This window comes from Bartonella koehlerae C-29, from assembly GCF_000706625.1.
In the GTDB taxonomy this organism is placed as follows: domain Bacteria; phylum Pseudomonadota; class Alphaproteobacteria; order Rhizobiales; family Rhizobiaceae; genus Bartonella; species Bartonella koehlerae.
Genome location: NZ_KL407334.1, coordinates 272,637 through 286,972, shown reverse-complemented (window position 1 = coordinate 286,972; position 14,336 = coordinate 272,637). Strand labels below are relative to the sequence as shown.

15 protein-coding genes are annotated in these 14,336 nt (G+C 38.1%); 8 read left to right on the top strand and 7 right to left on the bottom strand.

Annotation, left to right across the window (positions count from 1 at the left end; all coding sequences use genetic code 11):
* Positions 1-796: 796 nt before the first annotated feature.
* A complete protein-coding gene (locus tag O9A_RS01330) occupies positions 797-2,035 on the bottom strand; it encodes a saccharopine dehydrogenase family protein (protein WP_034458033.1) in 1,239 nt (412 codons plus the stop codon).
* Positions 2,036-2,091: 56 nt separating this feature from the next.
* A complete protein-coding gene (locus O9A_RS01325; protein WP_034458031.1) occupies positions 2,092-3,189 on the bottom strand; it encodes a carboxynorspermidine decarboxylase in 1,098 nt (365 codons plus the stop codon).
* A 168-nt stretch (positions 3,190-3,357) separates the two neighbouring features.
* Between O9A_RS01325 and O9A_RS01320 the strand changes: the two genes are divergently transcribed.
* The 7 genes from O9A_RS01320 (at position 3,358) to mnhG (ending at position 10,094) form a co-directional block, all read left to right on the top strand.
* Positions 3,358-3,846 (top strand): BA14K family protein, encoded by a 489-nt coding sequence (locus tag O9A_RS01320; protein ID WP_034460155.1) that lies wholly within the window; start codon positions 3,358-3,360, stop codon positions 3,844-3,846.
* 187 nt (positions 3,847-4,033) lie between these two features.
* Positions 4,034-6,961, top strand: a complete 2,928-nt coding sequence (locus O9A_RS01315) for a monovalent cation/H+ antiporter subunit A (protein ID WP_034458029.1) — start codon at positions 4,034-4,036, stop codon at positions 6,959-6,961.
* Positions 6,961-7,302 (top strand): Na+/H+ antiporter subunit C, encoded by a 342-nt coding sequence (locus O9A_RS01310; RefSeq protein WP_034458027.1) that lies wholly within the window; start codon positions 6,961-6,963, stop codon positions 7,300-7,302. Before O9A_RS01315 ends, O9A_RS01310 begins: the two co-directional genes overlap by 1 nt.
* Complete coding sequence (locus tag O9A_RS01305) at positions 7,302-8,924, top strand: monovalent cation/H+ antiporter subunit D (RefSeq protein ID WP_034458025.1); 1,623 nt, start codon at positions 7,302-7,304, stop codon at positions 8,922-8,924. Before O9A_RS01310 ends, O9A_RS01305 begins: the two co-directional genes overlap by 1 nt.
* Positions 8,921-9,406: a Na+/H+ antiporter subunit E gene (locus tag O9A_RS01300; RefSeq protein ID WP_034458022.1), complete on the top strand. Its 486-nt coding sequence runs from the start codon at positions 8,921-8,923 to the stop codon at positions 9,404-9,406. The genes O9A_RS01305 and O9A_RS01300 overlap by 4 nt, the downstream gene beginning before the upstream one ends.
* Positions 9,403-9,684: a K+/H+ antiporter subunit F gene (locus tag O9A_RS01295; RefSeq protein ID WP_034458020.1), complete on the top strand. Its 282-nt coding sequence runs from the start codon at positions 9,403-9,405 to the stop codon at positions 9,682-9,684. Before O9A_RS01300 ends, O9A_RS01295 begins: the two co-directional genes overlap by 4 nt.
* Entirely contained in the window at positions 9,681-10,094 is a 414-nt protein-coding gene (gene mnhG, locus O9A_RS01290) for a monovalent cation/H(+) antiporter subunit G (RefSeq protein ID WP_034458017.1), read from the top strand. Before O9A_RS01295 ends, mnhG begins: the two co-directional genes overlap by 4 nt.
* A gap of 17 nt (positions 10,095-10,111) precedes the next feature.
* Here the strand turns inward: mnhG and O9A_RS01285 are convergent, their stop codons facing one another.
* The 5 genes from O9A_RS01285 to O9A_RS01270 all read right to left on the bottom strand — a co-directional run bounded on the left by O9A_RS01285 (position 10,112) and on the right by O9A_RS01270 (position 13,072).
* Entirely contained in the window at positions 10,112-10,504 is a 393-nt protein-coding gene (locus O9A_RS01285; protein WP_034458014.1) for an MliC family protein, read from the bottom strand.
* Positions 10,505-10,521: 17 nt separating this feature from the next.
* Entirely contained in the window at positions 10,522-10,917 is a 396-nt protein-coding gene (locus O9A_RS01280) for an MliC family protein (RefSeq protein WP_034458012.1), read from the bottom strand.
* Positions 10,914-11,063, bottom strand: a complete 150-nt coding sequence (locus tag O9A_RS07920; protein ID WP_154656359.1) for a hypothetical protein — start codon at positions 11,061-11,063, stop codon at positions 10,914-10,916. Before O9A_RS07920 ends, O9A_RS01280 begins: the two co-directional genes overlap by 4 nt.
* A gap of 268 nt (positions 11,064-11,331) precedes the next feature.
* Positions 11,332-12,465 carry a 3-dehydroquinate synthase gene (gene aroB / locus O9A_RS01275; protein ID WP_034458009.1) on the bottom strand — a complete coding sequence of 378 codons (1,134 nt, stop codon included), beginning with the start codon at positions 12,463-12,465 and terminating at the stop codon, positions 11,332-11,334.
* A complete protein-coding gene (locus O9A_RS01270; RefSeq protein ID WP_034458007.1) occupies positions 12,440-13,072 on the bottom strand; it encodes a shikimate kinase in 633 nt (210 codons plus the stop codon). The genes aroB and O9A_RS01270 overlap by 26 nt, the downstream gene beginning before the upstream one ends.
* A 258-nt stretch (positions 13,073-13,330) precedes the next feature.
* On the opposite strand from O9A_RS01270, the gene O9A_RS01265 reads away from it, so the two are divergent.
* Positions 13,331-14,269: a site-specific tyrosine recombinase XerD gene (locus O9A_RS01265; RefSeq protein ID WP_034458005.1), complete on the top strand. Its 939-nt coding sequence runs from the start codon at positions 13,331-13,333 to the stop codon at positions 14,267-14,269.
* Positions 14,270-14,336: the final 67 nt, after the last annotated feature.

Here is a 14,336-nt window from a genome sequence, read left to right as displayed (position 1 = left end):
GCACGGCAGTATGTTTGAGATAAAGATTAAGGCAGTTTAGTGTTTTTTCTGCTGTTGCAGCTTTTGTACGCTAGATTGGAGTGAGAACATTGCATATATCCGTTTTTATAATCTCTGAAACGGGGAAACAATTTTATTTGGGGGGAATATGAAGTTGGTAAAGTAGAAACCAGCTCCCAGTCTTATTATTATCCTTTAATTCGGCTTTACGATTTTCAAAAACATTGAATAGCAATGATATTTTAAAATAATGGAGAGTGCGCATTGCCTCACGCTTTTGTGTCTCACGTTCTTTAATAGGGTGATACCCTTCAACGCAAAACAGAGCTCCATTCTGTTGCTCATTTACGCATTTATTTTAAAAAGACATCTCCATCAATACACTTAAGACCCTTTTACAATCATGACGGCGTCTGTGAAGTATATAATTGGGAAATCCATTGGGCACCACCCTTTTTACGCTTATGAAAGCGTAAGCCGGCATCGTCATTCTCTTTGCCAGCTCAAAACGTTGAGATAACACTTGCATTAAGACGGTTCATAAGGGGCATTTTTAATCTTTTAAGTGGTTTTTACTCTCACTCCGCCTCTGCTTGTGAAATTCAAGGGAATGATTTTGAGTGTGTAACGATGAAAGGGTTTGAGAGGAGAGAATCTTACGATATTCGGATCTCTTATTCGAATTGAAAAATTATTAAATTATCTCTATAAATCAATATCCTATCTATTTTCTAAAAAACCGCTCTGTTTTTAGGAGCGGTTTTCTATATTTTTCGTTGCTCTATAAAGAATGAATTTAAAATTGTAATTTTCTCTCTTCTTGGTGTTCTTTTATAAAGGTAGGGAGTCCCATATAACCGAGATATTTGAGAAAAGGATACGGTGGTAGTTCTTCTATGTTGGCCATGGTTTTAACGTCCCATTCGCCAGTGGCAATAAGAAGGGCAGTTGCTGCTGCTGGTACACCGGCTGTATAGGAAATAGCTTGTGCACCGGTTTCATTAAAAGCTTGTTTATGATCAGCTATATTATAGATAAACACTTCTCTTGGTTTTCCATCTTTTTCGCCTCTAATGAGGTCTCCAATACAGGTTTTTCCTATATAATCTGGCGCTAAAGAAGAGGGATTGGGTAAAACGGCTTTTACGACTTTTAAAGGAACAATTTCCTGCCCCTCTGCCGTTTTAATCGGTTGTTCGGATAAAAGCCCCAGATTTTTCAAAACAGTAAAAACAGTGATATAACGTTCACTAAACCCCATCCAGAAGCGGATATTTTGCACATCAAGATTTTTAGATAATGAATGAATCTCATCATGTCCTGTCATATAGACTTTTTGTTTTCCAACAACGGGGAGATCCCATTCATGGCTAACTTCAAACATTTGATTGGAAGTCCATTTTTTATTTTGCCATGACCATACTTGTCCTGTAAATTCGCGAAAGTTAATTTCTGGATCAAAGTTGGTGGCAAACCAACGTCCATGGTTTCCGGCATTAATATCAATGATATCAATATCTGTGATTTTGTCGAAATAATCATTTTTCGCTAACGCTGCATAAGCATTCACGACGCCTGGATCAAAACCTGCACCTAAAATGGCAGTTATACCAGCTTTTTTACATTCTTGACGTCGAGGCCATTCATAATTGTTATACCAAGGAGGTGTTTCACAAATTTTCAAAGGATCTTCATGAATTGCAGTATCGATATAAGCGCACTTAGTTTCGATACAGGCTGAGAGAACAGACATATTGAGAAAAGAAGAACCAACATTAATAACAATTTCGCATTTGGTTTTTTGGATGAGTTTTACAGTTTCTGCTCCATCCATTGCATTGAGTGTGTGGCTTTTGAGAACACCTTCTATTTTCATTGCTTTTTTATTTTTAATGGATGCAACAATTGCTTCACATTTCTTGATTGTCCGTGAAGCGATATGAATTTCACCAAGAATATCGTTGTTTTGGGCGCATTTATGCGCAACAACTTGTGCAACACCTCCAGCACCAATAATGAGAACATTTTTCTTCATTTTTAGGTTATCTCCTTCATTAATATTGCCGCGTGATGGTTTTTTGTAGATTTGAATTATGAAAGGCTTTGTTGATAATCATTATAACTAAATTGACGTTGAATTGTTAGAGCTCCGCTACACTCTTTAATGACAATGGCTGGCATTGTAACGCCATTAAACCAGTTCTTTTTAACCATTGTATAACCTGCAGCATCCTGAAAAGATAATCTATCACCTATTTTGAGAGGTTCAGGGAACTGAAAGGTTCCAAAAATATCACCAGCAAGACAAGATTTTCCACAAACCATAATTTCATGGGGACCATGATTTTGTTCTAGTTTGGCATTTTCACGATAGATTAAAAGATCAAGCATATGGGCTTCTATTGAACTATCAACTATGGCAAGTTTTTTTTCATTATATAATGTATCAAGCACACTTACTTCTAGTGTCGTGCTTTTGGTGATGGCGGCTTCTCCTGGTTCTAGAAAAATGGTGACGCCATAGGTTTTTGAAAAATGTTTTAAGCGTTCTGCAAAAGTCTCTAGAGGATAATTTTCAGCCGTAAAATGAATTCCACCTCCAAGGCTTATCCAATCAACCGCAGCAAAAAGTTCTGCAAATCTTTCTTCTATATGCCTCAGCATTTGGTCAAAAAGATTAAAATCGGTATTTTCACAATTATTATGAATCATTAAGCCGTTTATAAGGGGCAAAACTTCTTTAATAGCCTTTTGATTGGTTTCACCTAAGCGGCTAAAAGGGCGAGATGGGTTGGCAAGATCAAAGTTTGATGCGCTGATTCCTGGATTTAACCTTAAACCCCGTTGGATGGTTTTTGTCGTATTGGCAAAACGTTGAAGTTGTTGAATGGAGTTAAAGATAATTTTATCTGCGTAACTACAGGCTTCATCAATTTCATGATCTGCCCAAGCTACTGAATAGGCATGGGTTTCTTTGCCAAATTTTTCTTTTCCTAAACGGAGTTCATAAAGAGAAGATGAGGTTGTTCCGTCCATATATTTGGACATTAAATCAAAAACACTCCATGTGGCAAAGCATTTCAAAGCAAGTAATATTTTTGCTCCCGACATTTCTCGTAAACGAGCGATGATTTCCATATTCCTTATGAGTTTAGATTTATCGATAAGATAATAGGGAGTTTTAATCATTGTTTATCTACTTTTTGAAGGATCTTATTCTTGAGATCAACGTTTAGTACATGGAGTAGCAGAATGTCTCAAGCGAAAAAGAATCGTAAAAGAAAATCTGTGTATCATTTTATGAGAAAAAGACTCTCTGTAATCCAATTGTGGTTCTGTTGTTGTGAGATTTGTATTATGCCTATAATGAAGAGTTTTTATTATGCTTTGATTATTGCACTTATCGGAGGTATTTTCATAATGGTAACCAATATCATTGTTTCTGCGCAAAAAAGTGATCCTGAGGTGAGGGCATCTTACTTATCTTCTGTTCAAGAGGATACAGTTCCTTTGATTATTACAGGGCGTAGGGAACTTAATGGTTTCAAAGGTTATCGCCATTATCGAAGTGGTTATCGTAAATATAATGATGATTGGTGGTATCCTGAAACTGCATTCGTTGCATTTCCACATCTAAACGCAAAGCACATGCCATTAAAAGCAAGATCAGCTTCGCAAAAAAGAATGCTTTTAATTTCTTCTCTGGAGGAAAAAGAACCATGGATGTTCAAACAACATCTTGATTCTTGTCGTGTACGTTATCGTTCTTACAATAAAAATGACAATAGCTATCAGCCTTATTATGGACCTCGTAAGCAGTGTCTTTCTCGCTTTTTTAAGAGATAGAAGATAAAAAATCTTTAAGGCACTTTATATTTTGAGCAGTTTTTTCATCTAACGGTTGTTTTGTAGAAATTTTACATGCTTTTAAGTTTTATTAAACTTATTATCGTAAATGCTAGATGGGGAGGTGATAATGCAAATTTTCATTTTGTCATCGACAAAATGTTAAAGGCAAGATGGAGCTTGGAAAATGACAATACGGGAAGCAATGTTAATATTGCTGGTTTTGCTTCCCTTTGGTGGCAGTGCTGTTATTGGTTTTTTTCGTTCGACAGCAAAAAATAATGAAGCGTGGTTTGCTGGAGGCATAGCACTTTTCAGCCTTCTTTTTACAATAATACTTTATCCAGCGGTTTGCTCAAACCGTGTGGTGCGTTTAGGTGTTTCTTGGCTTCCTGAATGGGGGAGTGATTTGGTCCTTCGTATGGACGGGTTGGCATGGCTTTTTTGCTTACTCATTACAGGAATTGGGCTGCTTGTTGTCGTCTATGCACGGTATTATATGGATCCGGCAGATTCTGTACCACGATTTTTTTCCTTTTTTTTAGCTTTTATGGGATCAATGACAGGAATAGTCTTATCAGGTAATCTCATTTTTTTGGTAGTTTTCTGGGAGCTCACCAGTATTTTTTCCTTTTTGTTGATTGGTTATTGGTACCATAATGCAAGTGCGCGTGATGGTGCACGTATGGCTTTAACAATCACAGGTTTTGGTGGTTTTGTCCTTTTTGTTGGGGTATTATTGATAGGATATATCATTGGCAGTTTTGATTTGGATAAAGTGCTGCAATCTCGAGATCTAATTCAGTCAAGCTCTCTTTATAGTCCTGTTCTTATTTGTATTTTATTGGGAGCATTAACGAAAAGTGCACAGTTTCCGTTTCACTTTTGGTTGCCTCACGCAATGGCTGCTCCAACACCTGTGTCGTCTTATTTGCATTCGGCAACAATGGTGAAAGCTGGGTTGTTTTTGCTTGTTCGTTTATGGCCAGTTTTATCGGGGACAGAATCTTGGTTTTGGTTGGTTGGATTTTCAGGACTCTCGACACTGCTGCTTGGCGCCTATTTTTCCATGTTTCAGCAAGATTTGAAAGGCCTTCTTGCTTATTCAACTATTAGTCATCTTGGATTGATTACAACGCTTTTAAGTCTTGGGAGTCCATTGGCATGTGTTGCAGCGATCTTTCATATGGCTAATCATGCTACTTTTAAAGCTTCTTTATTTATGGCCGCTGGTATTATTGATCACGAAACAGGGACGCGTGATATGCGTAAGCTGACAGGCCTTTATCGTTCTATGCCTATTACGGCAACTCTCGCTCTGGTAGCGAGCGCAGCAATGGCTGGAGTTCCTTTGCTGAATGGTTTTTTATCAAAAGAAATGTTTTTTGCTGAAGCTGTTGAAAAACATATGGAATCATGGCTCGATTGGATTGCACCTTATGTTGCAACGCTCGCTAGCCTCTTTAGTGTTACCTATTCTATACGTTTTATTCATGGTGTCTTTTTAGGACCAAAGCCTGTAAATTTATCAAAAACTCCACATGAACCACCGCATTTTATGCGTCTACCAATGGAACTTTTGGTATTTATTTGTTTAGCGGTTGGTATTATGCCTCATTTAACAATCGGACCTATTTTAGATAATGCTGTTGTCTCTGTTTTAGGGCCAATGACAATTCCTTATAGTTTGGCTGTTTGGCATGGGTTTAATACTCCATTAATGATGAGTCTTATAGCTTTGTTAGGAGGTGCATTGCTTTATGCTGTCGGGTATCGTTATTTTTTATCCTGTGATGATGGAGTGCCTTTTTTTCGTCATTTAAACGGACCCCGTATTTTTGAACGCATTCTCGTGATTATTTCTTGGAAATGGGCGCGTGCGGTAGAATCTGCTTTGTCAACACGCCGTTTGCAGATACAGTTACACTGGATTTTCTTGCTGTGTTTTGCATTTGTTGCTTTTTTGCTTTGGTGTGATGGTTTCATTTCAGCAGGTTCGTTACCACTTTTTCCACTTGATCTTCCTTTTTTTGCTCTTTGGTTGGTTGGGGGATTGTGCGCGCTTTTAGTTGCTTGGCAAGCAAAATTTCATCGTCTTGCGTCACTTATGCTGTTGGGGGGAGCTGGGCTGATGACTTGTGCAACCTTTTTATGGCTTTCTGCGCCTGACTTGGCAATAACACAATTGGTTGTTGAAGTTGTGACTGTTGTTTTGTTATTGCTTGGTTTGCGGTGGTTGCCTAAGCGTTTATATAATCCTGTTCCAACCCCTGTTCGTTTTTTTGTACGGTTGCGTCGTATGCGTGATTTCATCATAGCTCTTGTAGGAGGTGCTGGTGTAGCGTGGCTATCATTTGCGGTGATGACACGCCCACAAGGTCAGACAGTTTCTGATTTTTTTCTGACGAATGCTTATTCGAATGCTGGTGGTCGTAATGTTGTAAATGTGTTGTTGGTTGATTTTCGTGGTTTTGATACTATGGGAGAAATTGTCGTTTTTGGTGTTGTTTCTCTCACTGTTTTTGCACTTTTGCGACGGTTTCGTCCTGCTCCTGAAAGTATTAATGCGCCTTTTCAACAACAACAACGTATTCAGAAAGCTTTTGATATGGCACAGTCTGATGGAAATGTGGGGGATGCAGTGTTCAATTATCTCACTATTCCTGCTGTTATTATGGGGTGGCTCTTTCCCATTATTATTGCTTTTTCAGTTTATCTATTTACGCGGGGGCATAATCTCCCAGGAGGTGGATTTGTCGGTGGTATGACTTTAGCGATAGGCTTTATTTTGCAATATCTTGCCCGTGATATTCGTTGGGTGGAGAATCATTTGAAGGTTTTGCCTTTACGTTGGATGGGTTTTGGCTTGTTGTTGTCAGTCTTAACGGGAATAGGGGCCTTGCTCTTTGGGTATCCTTTCTTAACTTCTTTTTTTCAAGATACGCATCTTCCGTTGATTGGAAACATTCCTGTATCATCTGTTTTTTTGTTTGATTTTGGTGTGTTTTCTCTTGTGTTGGGAGCAACAGTTCTCATTTTAATTGCTCTTGCACACCAGTCAATTCGTAGTTATCGAATCGGTAAGAAACCTTTTTTGAAAGAGAAGAAAAATTAATGGAAATTATTCTTTCTTTAGGCATTGGTATTCTTGTTGGATCAGGAATTTGGCTTGTTTTACGTCCACGAACTTTTCAAGTCATTCTTGGTTTGTCTTTGATTTCTTATGGTGTCAATCTTTTTATGTTTTCAATGAGTAGACCACGTAGTAATGTTGCACCAATTGTTGATTCTACCACTGTTATTAATCCAGCTAATTATGTCGATCCTCTCCCACAAGCCTTGGTTTTAACTGCAATTGTTATTGGTTTTGCAACAACAGCTTTATTTTTAGTTATTCTTCTGGTTTCACGTGGTTTAACGGGTTCAGATCACGTTGATGGACGTGAGGTGCAGTGATGAAAATTGGAGTAAATCATCTCCTTATTTTACCTATCCTTTTACCTTTAATTACTGGAGCACTTCTCCTTTTCTATGATGAACGCCGTTCAAAACTTAAATCGTTGATCAGCATTTCTTCTGCTGGATTATTGGTTATTATTGCTGTTTTATTGATTATCCATGCTCTTGAAGTTGCACCGGCTGCGGATGTTTATCGGCTTGGCAATTGGCCTTCTCCTTTTGGAATTGTGTTGGTTCTTGATCGTTTAAGTTCTATGATGCTTTTACTTTCCAGCTTGGTGATCACTGCTGCGTTGATTTTTGCGCAGGCTCATTGGTATAAAGCTGGACCTCACTTTCAGTCACTAATGCAATTTTTCATGGTTGGAATAAACGGCGCTTTTTTGACAGGTGATTTGTTTAATTTATTTGTGTTTTTTGAAGTTATGTTAACGGCTTCTTATGGACTTGTGTTGCATGGTTCTGGTCAATTACGTGTACGTGCAGGATTGCATTATGTCGTCGTTAATCTTATTGCTTCATTGTTTTTTTTAGTTGGTACAGCACTTATTTATGGTATCGTTGGTACTCTTAATATGGCCGATTTGGCTGTAAAAATGAAGCATATAGCCTCTGCCGATATTGTTTTATTTGAAATAGGTGTGGTGCTTTTGGGGATTGCCTTTTTACTCAAAGTGGGTATGTGGCCACTTAATTTTTGGTTGATGCCGACTTATAGTGCCGCAGCAGCGCCCGTTGGAGCTTCTTTTGCACTTTTAAGCAAGGTGGGTATTTATATTGTTTTACGTCTGACATTGTTATGGTTTGGACCTGAAAGTGAATATTTTAGCCATTTTGGCCAAACAGTTTTATTTTATGGCGGACTTGCCACTGTGGCTTTTGGTTTTATTGGGGTCTTGGCGAGCCAAGTTTTAGTGCGTTTGGCAGCTTATAGCATTCTTGTCTCTTCAGGTACTTTGTTGGCAACCATAGGGATCGGCAATACAGCACTTACAGCAGGTGCACTTTTTTATATTGTTTCTTCGACTTTAGCATTTGGTGCTTTTTTTCTTCTAGTAGAGTTGATTGAACGCTGTCAAGATGTGGCTACCAATGTTTTAACTGTTACAATGGAAGTCTATGGTGACGATGAAGAAGAGGAAGAGGATGAAGTTGGTACTTATTTGCCGGTAACTTTGGCAATTCTTGGAGCCTGTTTTGGTATCTGTGCCATTTTGATTATTGGTCTACCACCTTTTTCCGGTTTTGTTGCTAAATTTATGATGTTTATGGCAATCTTAAACCACAATAAAGAAGATTTTACTGCTTCTTTACCGGTTTATTATGATTGGCTTTTTGTGATTTTTGTTACCATCTCTGGTTTTGCAGCTTTGATTTCTCTAACACGAACGGGTATTCGAACTTTTTGGGTATCTCATGAATACACAATTCCGCGTGTGCAGGTGATCGAATTTGCACCTATTGCTGTTCTCCTTACTTTGTGTTTTCTTATAACAATTATAGCCGGTCCTGTTAGTCATTATATGTCTGAAACTGCTAAGACTTTGTATGAACCACGGAACTATATTGGAAGCGTTTTAGATGATTTTTCTCTCAAAAATAGGGAGATGAATCGATGAAATATTTTTGTCTTTTTCCTTTTTTCAGTGCAATAATTGTTTTTATGTGGCTGATCTTAAATGGTTTTAGTTTAGGTCAATTGCTTTTAGGTATTATAATTGCTTTATTTGGTAGTTGTATGATGCGGCTTCTTGAACTGGAAAAGATCATCATTAAAAGTTGGAGTGCAGTCTTTCGTCTAATTTTTCGTGTTTTTATTGATTCTATAATTTCAAATATTGCTGTGGCTTGGTTTATTTTAACAAAAAAATCTCGAGAACAACAATCAGGTTTTATAGTAGTATCTCTTTCACTTAAAAACTATACTGCTTTGGCTCTTTTAGCTTGCATCCTTTCGGTAACTCCAGGAACTTTTTGGATTGCCTATAATAGAAAAAATGGTGAACTTTTGCTTCATGTCTTAAATTTAAAAAACGGATATGATTACCAAAAGTTGATCAAACAACGGTATGAGCAATTACTTTTGGAGATTTTCTTATGAGTATGGTGATCCTTTATTGGGGGATTTTCCTTTCGCAGTTTTTTTTAAGTCTGGCCATGATCTTCGCACTGTTTCGGTTGATTCGTGGTCCTCGGGCGCAGGATCGTGTTGTGGGGTTGGATGCTCTTTATATAATCACTATTTTTTTGTTTCTTACATTCGATATCCGTTCAGAAACAACCATCTATTTTGTAGTAGCTCTTATTATTGGGCTTTTAGGTCCTATCTCAAGTATTGCTTTGGCAAAATTTTTAATGCGCGGAGAAATTATTGAATGAAGGATGAGATATCGCTTACAGTTGCTCTTGTTATCACTGTTTTCTTAATATTAGGATCAGGATTGACACTGATTGGAACGATAGGTTTGGTGCGCTTTTCTAGTTTTTATGAGCGTTTGCATATGCTTTCAGTGGCTATAAGTTGGGGGGGAGGCAGCATTCTCATTGCTTCGTTTCTTTATTCAACTCTTGTAGATCACTGTTTTGTTTTTCATGAAATATTGCTGATGTTTTTTTTGTTTCTGACAACACCAGTAGCTTCTATGTTGCTTTCACAGGCAGCGGTTTATCGACATCATTACTCAGAAGATCAAGTAGAAAAACCGCTGGCTTTCTTATTGCGTCGGACACAAGAAAAACTCTCCGCAACAGAAGAAATATCATGTGATGAAAGCCAGTGCGGTTTTTGAAGTGGAACAGCCTTATTTTATTCTGTGCTTTTTTCTTCTACACAGCGGATGGGTTTTTCTTCTTTAGGATCATTAATGAGATCATAAAGTATGACTTCGTTTTTAGTTGTCCACCAAATATATGCGTCTCCTACATATTTTGCTCCAGAAGCAGCAATTACATTGGAACCAATGATGCGCTTATCTTTCCATTTGAAATCAACAAGCGCAATAGTGCCAGCAGTGTAATAGGTTGCTTCAACACGCTCTTTACCTGCTTCCATATCGCATTGATAGGCAATGGTCTGAGTTGTTAGCTCAGAATCATCTGGAATCTCAATGATTAAAGAACTCGCAAAAGTATTGATTGAACCGAAGAATGATAGACCTAAAGCGACGAAAAATCGTATAATAAAAAGTTGTTTTTTCATAATATTTCCCGAGTTGTTTAGAATAATAAAGTTGATTCATCTGTACAGAAGATAGGTTTTTTTTCTTCTGGATCATGCACAAGATCATAAAGCGTGACTTCGTTATTTTTCTTCCACCATATATACTGAATGCCTGCATATTTTGTTCCCGTATTAGAAATGATCTTACTGGCGATAACGCGATCACTGTTCCATTTGAAATCAACCAATGAAATATTGTCAGCATTTAGATAAATCGCTTCAACACGTTTTTTATTGGTTCCGGCTTTACACTCATAGGCAATGGTCTGAGTTGTTGGTTCTGGATCATCTGGAACCTCAATGATTAAAGAACTAGCGAAGGCATTGCTTGAGTTGAAGAGTGATAAATTTAAAGCGGCGAAAAATCCTAAAATGTGTAAAGTTTTTCTCATAATGCTTCCTCACTGCACAGAAAGAATAATTTAACTGATACGATGGTGTCTACGGCAGGATTCGAACCTGCGGCCCCAGGATTCATACCACTTCGATTTTCACCGCCAGCTTTATAAGCTGTTTGTGGTCTGGACTGTCTCTTCACCGTAAAGCGTATGCCTTTTAGGTGCTGCCCGTTCAGTCTCTACACCTTCCTCCCCTTTTTCGGGAGAGGTTTGGCTCGGGATTGGCATATAGTCTTCGTCTCCTATGAAGCTTTCCCCGAATTTGAGCAGATCCACTTTGAGGATTTCTCCTTAAGGCGCCCAATTTTTTTAGGAATCCTGTGCTCTATCCTACTGAGCTACGCAGACATCATCATACTTACTCTTTTAATAGAAGTATAAAAACGAATCAATTATATTCAATATGAATTAACTAATTTCCGCTAATTTTTGTTTTAGAAAAGTTAAAATTGCTTCTGGTGGAACATTTTTTGCAATAAATGATTGACCAAGCCCGCGTGTTAAGATGAAGGTTAAATCATTTTGCGAAACTTTTTTATCTTGGGCAATGAAAGTCATCAGTGTTTCAGCATTTGGTAATTTACCCGGTATATCCTTTAGCTGCGTAGGCAATCCCATAGCTTTAAGGTGTGTTTCAATGCGTTGTGTGAGTGTTGGGTTTATTAAATTGAGTTGAGCAGAGAATTGGTATGCTAGAATCATTCCAATCGCTATGGCTTCGCCGTGGATTAAACGGTTTGGGTCATAGGCGGTTGCTGTTTCAAGCATGTGTCCAAATGTATGACCAAGATTTAAGAGTGCGCGCTCTCCGGTTTCGTATTCATCGCGTGCTACAATGTCAGCTTTGAATTGGCATGAGCGGACAATGGCTTGTATTCGTGTTGGACCATTGGAAAAAACTTTTTGTCCGTTTTTTTCTAGCCATTCAAAAAAATCTGGCTGGTTAATGAGACCATATTTGATCATTTCCGCGTAACCAGCGCGAAATTCACGTGGTGGTAGTGTGTCAAGAAGGCAAGTGTCAGTAATGACGCATTGTGGTTGATAAAAAGTACCAATAAGATTTTTACCATATTGGCTGTTGATGCCTGTTTTTCCACCAACAGAGGAGTCAATTTGTGCAAGCAGTGTTGTGGGCATCTGAATAAAGTTCATTCCACGGCGTATAATACTGGCGGCAAACCCTCCTAAATCGCCAATGACACCACCCCCAAAAGCAATAACGCAATCGCCTCTTTCTAGACGTGCAGCAAGAATTTTATCAATGACAGTTTGCAGGGTTGAAAATGATTTTGATTGTTCTCCTGCTTCGATAATAATTGGAACAGTATAAATTTTATTTTTTGTAAGTTCTGCTTGTAATGTCTCTAAATGGATAGATGCAACATTCGTATCTGTAACAATTGCCAAACGCATTTGATGAAAATCTTTTCTGTGAAGAGAATGTTTAATCTGTAAAGCAGCTTTTGTAACCAGACTCGGACCAATAATGATATCGTAACAGTGTTTGTTTACTTTAACCGTGACGGTTTTGGTTTGCATGCTGGTTATTCCTATCCTTATTTTCTGTATCGAGGTAGTGTTGTACAGACTGTATAACATTTTGTGCTACGGTTTGGCGGCTTTCCTTATGACTGTTAATTGTTAAGTTTGCTTTTGCATAGATAGGATAGCGCTGTTCCATAAGTTTTTGCATAGTTTCTTTAGGATTTTTTGTTTGAAGAAGTGGTCGTGTTGGACGCTTTGAGACACGTTGCATGAGGATATCAAGATCGACTTTAAGCCATATGGATATACCATTTTTATGAATAGCTCGTTGGATATCTTCGTTTATGTAGGCACCACCACCTGTTGCTAAAACAAGAGGTCTGTTTTTAATGAGATTTAGAATAACACGTTGTTCAAGAGCCCGAAATTCCTGTTCACCATAAACGTTAAAGAGTTCAGTGATAGTCATTTGTGCAGCTTTTTCAATTTCCTGATCAGAATCATAGAAAGGCAAACAGAGCATGGTGGCAATACGTTTTCCGATAACTGATTTGCCTGCACCCATAAGACCAACAAGTACAAGTGCTCGTTTATCAAGAGATGATAAAAGTTGATTTTTTATTTGTGTTATCGGAATATATTGTGGTCGATTACTTTTCATAATTTTATTTCGACATTTATCCGCTTTAAAGTCAATTCCTGTTAATCTTTATAAGGCATAATAAGCGATAAAGTATTTTGGGATGGTATTGTCTTATGCCAACGTTGACTAGATTTTTGATGATTCTTTGCTTTTTGCTTGCCGTTCTTTTCAGTATAATGGTTGCTCTCGTAGTTTGGGTTGAACCAACAACTGTGGATATGTATGTCGATGTCCCTTTGGATTCATGGAACTTTTCTTCAAAAGCGAATCAATGAAATGAAAAGTAATGCTGTGATAGATCATTTTCTTGAGATGATGAGTGCTGAGCGAGGGGCTTGTGAGCATACGCTTGCTGCTTATCAACATGATTTGCAATGGGCACAAGACGAACTGTATTCGCACTCTGTTTCGCTTTTTTCAGCACAAAAAAAAGATTTAATTAGTCTTTTATCGCTTATGCATAAGCTTGGTTTTGCAGTGTCTTCGCAAGCACGTCGTTTATCAACTTTACGTCAGTTTTATCAGTTTCTTTATGCTGAAGGATTGAGAGGAGATGATCCATCTCATAATATTGATGCCCCGCGTTTAGGACGTTCTTTGCCTAAAGTTATCAGTGAGGATATGGTGACAAAATTGCTCGATTTAGCGCAGTTGGAAGTCAAGCAAGAAGATTATGGGTCCAAAGCTCACTTTCGTGCGTTGCGTTTGCAGCTGTTGATTGAAATGCTTTATGCAACAGGGCTCCGTATCAGTGAGTTGGTGAGCCTTCCGGTGCAGGCTATCCGCGGGAAAGATTACACTATTATGGTTCGAGGTAAGGGAAAAAAAGAACGGATAGTGCTGTTATCAAAAAAAGCATGTCAAGTTCTTCCACAGTGGTTAAACTTGCGTGATCAAGGAAAATATGCTGAAAGTCTTTATCTTTTTCCTGCGCATTCAAAGACGGGATATATTGCTCGTCAGGTTGTTGCACGGGAGTTGAAAAATCTCGCCAGAAGAGCAGGCATAAAAAGTGGTGGTTTTTCTCCTCATATTTTGCGTCATGCTTTTGCTAGTCATCTTTTGCAAAATGGCGCTGATTTGCGTGCTGTTCAACATTTGTTAGGTCACTCTGATATTGCAACTACTCAGATTTACACACATGTGTTGGAAGAAGGACTTTATCGTTTAGTCAATGAACATCACCCACTTGCCGATAAACAGAAGGCTAGGTAAAGAAGATGTTTTTGAAAATACGTTATAAAGCAAATTATAAATGTGTAACTTACACCAAATAAGTTGA